We start from the raw sequence: 3,455 nt of genomic DNA on the forward strand, positions 1-3,455 counted from the left end.
GTAGGGGTCGTGCGAGCCGTACGGATCGGGCTGCGCGTACGGGTCGTACGGCAGCGGCGTTTCCGTCACGGCGCGGGGTGCAGCGTGGGGGCTGCCCTGTGCATGACTCACGACTCTCCATGGGTCCGGCTAGGCCCGGGACTGTAGCGGAGCCACCGTCACCCACCAAAGTCGTATCGTCACACGGTGTCGCGAATTCAGGGGTCAGTAGCCGAATGCCCGTGCGGTATTCGCCGCTACCGCCGTGGCCAGGGCGTCCTCGCCGATGTCCTTCACTCCGGCCATCGCGCGCAATGTGACCGGAATGAGGTAGGGCGCGTTGGGCCGTCCGCGATACGGCGCCGGGGTCAGGAATGGCGCGTCGGTCTCGACGAGGATCAGGTCGAGGGGGGCGACGGCGAGGGCGTCGCGCAGGTGCCGGGCGTTCTTGAAGGTGACGTTCCCGGCGAAGGACATGTAGTAGCCGGCATCGGCGCAGAGCTTGGCCATGGCGGCGTCGCCGGAGTAGCAGTGGAAGACGACGCGCTCGGGCGCGCCCTCCTCCTCCAGGACCCGCAGGACGTCCTCGTGGGCGTCGCGGTCGTGGATGACCAGGGCCTTGCCGTGGCGCTTGGCGATGTCGATGTGGCGACGGAAGGAGTGTTCCTGCGCGGCCTTGCCCTCGGGGCCGGTGCGGAAGTAGTCGAGGCCGGTCTCGCCGACGCCGCGCACCTGCGGCAGCGCGGCCAGGCGGTCGATCTCCTCCAGCGCGGCGTCGAGGGCGGCGTCGCCGCCCGGTGCCCGGGCGCCCTGCCGGGACCAGCCGTCGGGGTCGCCGAGGACGATGCGGGGGGCCTCGTTGGGGTGCAGGGCCACCGTGGCCCACACGGCGTCGTGGGCGGCGGCGGTCTCGGCGGCCCAGCGGGAGCCGGCCAGGTCGCAGCCCACCTGGATGACGGTGGTCACCCCGACGGACGCGGCCTTGGCCAGCGACTCCTCGACCGTGGAGTCCTGCATGTCGAGGTGGGTGTGGGAGTCGGCGACGGGTACGTTCAGCGGCTCCGGGAGCGGCGGGGGGACCTGCTTGTCGGGCTTGCCGGCCTTGTCGGCCTTGCCCTCGTTCGCGTTCCGCCCGCCGTCTTCCGGGCCGCCGTTCGATGCTGCTGCTGTTGCCGCCATGCACGCGATTCTAAGGAGCGTGCGGGGCGGAGCTCACTTCCGGTGGAAGGGCTTGAGCAGGTCGGACAGGTGCCAGCCGTGGGTGCGCGGCTCGGGCTTGTCGGTCTCACGGCCGGCTTCGTGCCGGCCGTGGCGGGTCTTCGCCTCACGCGGCTCGTGATAGCTGCCGCCGATCTGCAGCGGCCCGGCGGCCGCCTGCATGGTCGCCGGAACGACCGTGCGTCCGGACAGGTGCAGGGCATCGGCGATCACGGACACCTGCCCGGACCGCATGATGCGCACGACGTGCTCGCCGCAGTTCACGCAGGTGGGTCGGCTGAGCGGGGACGGCACGCGCTCGCCGTCCGCGTAGTAGACGACGAAGGGCCGGCCCTCGGCGTCGGTGTAGTGGCGTATTTCGTAGGACTGCTCCCAGCCCTGTCCGCACCGCATGCACGCGAAGGCGTACGACTCGTGCGCCACCTCGCCCTTCCCCGGCGACGGGGCCTGGGTCATCACGCGCGTCTGGGTGGCGGGCCTGGCCCCGCTCGAAGCACCTGCGGTCTCGCTCATGGCAGCTCCTCTTGTCCGCTGGACAAGCCTCTCCGGGACCGGACGTCCCACAACCAGGGAACGCCCATCCCGGCGACGGCGCAGCAGCCTGACCCGCGAATTGGGGCAAACTTGGCGGCTCCATGCCCTAAGGCACCGGCTGCCATGCCCAAGCTTTGCTTTTCAGGTTAGCCCTTTACTTTACGATCGGTCCGACTGTGCGGCATTTTTTGCCGCTACGACCGCATCGAACACCTCGCGCTTGGGTAGACCTGCTTCCGCAGCCACGGCCGCGATCGCCTCCTTGCGGCGCTCGCCCGCCTCCTCGCGGACGCGGACGCGGCGCACCAGCTCGGCGGCGTCCAGGTCCCCGGGCCCGCGTTCGGCGGCGCCCTCCACGACGATCGTGATCTCGCCGCGCACGCCCTCGGCGGCCCACTCGGCCAGCTCCTTGAGCGGGCCGCGCCGGACCTCCTCGTAGGTCTTGGTCAGCTCCCGGCACACCGCGGCCCGGCGGTCGGCGCCGAAGACCTCGGCCATCGCGGCGAGGGTGTCGTCGAGCCGGTGCGGGGCCTCGAAGTAGACGAGGGTGCGCCGCTCGTCGGCCACCTCGCGGAGGCGGCCGAGCCGCTCGCCCGCCTTGCGCGGCAGGAAGCCCTCGAAGCAGAACCGGTCCACGGGGAGCCCGGAGACCGCCAGCGCCGTCAGCACCGCCGACGGGCCCGGCACGGCCGTGACCTTGATGCCGTGCTCGACGGCCGCCGCGACCAGCCGGTACCCGGGGTCGGAGACGGACGGCATGCCCGCGTCGGTGACCAGCAGCACCCGGGCGCCGCCCCGCAGCGCCTCGACGAGCTCGGGCGTGCGGGCCGACTCGTTGCCCTCGAAATAGGAGACCACCCGTCCGGTGGTGTGCACCCCCAGCGCCTGCGTCAGGCGGCGCAGCCGGCGGGTGTCCTCGGCGGCGATCACCTCGGCGGCACCGAGCTCGGCGGCCAGCCGCGGGGGTGCGTCGGCCACGTCACCGATGGGAGTTCCTGCGAGTACGAGCGTTCCAGTCACGCCCCCATCCTCGCAGGACCGCGGGGCGGACGGTCCCGGGCCGGTCCGTGGGGCGCCGCCTAGGGCCGGGTGACGAGCACGATGTCGTGCTGGGGAGCGACGGCGAGGAAGTGCGGGAGGAGGATCCCGCTCTTGTCCTTCCGGAACTGCATCAGCGTGCCGTCGGTCCGGGCCGGCCCCGGCCGGAACGCCGAGTGGTAGGGATGCGCCGCGTTCCGCCACGGGTGGCGCCTGCCGTCGCAGGTGGCACGGGAACCGCCGATGCCCTGGGAGTGGCCGCCCTGGATGACGGTGGGCGCGACGAGGACGGTGCCGGCCGGCAGGCCGCCGGGGAGCTGACAGCGGTAGGTGCCGGTCAGGGTGATGGTGCCGTCGGGGGCGATGCGGCCGGTGTCGTCGATGGTCAGCTGGTTGCGGGGTGGCGGCGGGGGCGGGACGGCGGCCGCCCCGGGCGCGGCGACGGGACCTGCCACGGTCAGGACGGTGACGCCGAGGGCGCCTACGGCGATGCTGATCGCCTCACGGATGCGCATGGGTGGGTATCCCTCCATAAGGCCCCGCAGATGACGGAGCGTCGTCAGGGATACCGGAAGCGGGGGCGGGGATGGCCGAACGTCACCCGGGCGGGGGCGAGTCCGGGGGGGCGGAGCGAGTCCGCGGGTGGGCCCCGCCTGGCGGGCGCCGCTCGGCGGGCGCCGCTCGGC

The 3,455-nt window shown here is 72.9% G+C and carries 4 protein-coding genes; all 4 read right to left on the reverse strand.

What is annotated here, in order from left to right:
* Window positions 1-204: 204 nt before the first annotated feature.
* The 4 genes from LE181_RS31570 to LE181_RS31585 all read right to left on the reverse strand — a co-directional run bounded on the left by LE181_RS31570 (window position 205) and on the right by LE181_RS31585 (window position 3,284).
* A complete protein-coding gene (locus tag LE181_RS31570; RefSeq protein ID WP_225665010.1) occupies window positions 205-1,158 on the reverse strand; it encodes a TatD family hydrolase in 954 nt (317 codons plus the stop codon).
* Between the two features lie 33 nt (window positions 1,159-1,191).
* Window positions 1,192-1,710, reverse strand: a complete 519-nt coding sequence (locus LE181_RS31575; protein ID WP_225665012.1) for a hypothetical protein — start codon at window positions 1,708-1,710, stop codon at window positions 1,192-1,194.
* Window positions 1,711-1,890: 180 nt separating this feature from the next.
* Complete coding sequence (rsmI, locus tag LE181_RS31580) at window positions 1,891-2,751, reverse strand: 16S rRNA (cytidine(1402)-2'-O)-methyltransferase (RefSeq protein ID WP_225665014.1); 861 nt, start codon at window positions 2,749-2,751, stop codon at window positions 1,891-1,893.
* Between the two features lie 59 nt (window positions 2,752-2,810).
* Window positions 2,811-3,284, reverse strand: a complete 474-nt coding sequence (locus LE181_RS31585; RefSeq protein ID WP_225665016.1) for a DUF6299 family protein — start codon at window positions 3,282-3,284, stop codon at window positions 2,811-2,813.
* Window positions 3,285-3,455 lie beyond the last annotated feature (171 nt).

The organism is Streptomyces sichuanensis (genome assembly GCF_020328095.1).
Lineage (GTDB): Bacteria > Actinomycetota > Actinomycetes > Streptomycetales > Streptomycetaceae > Streptomyces > Streptomyces cinnamoneus.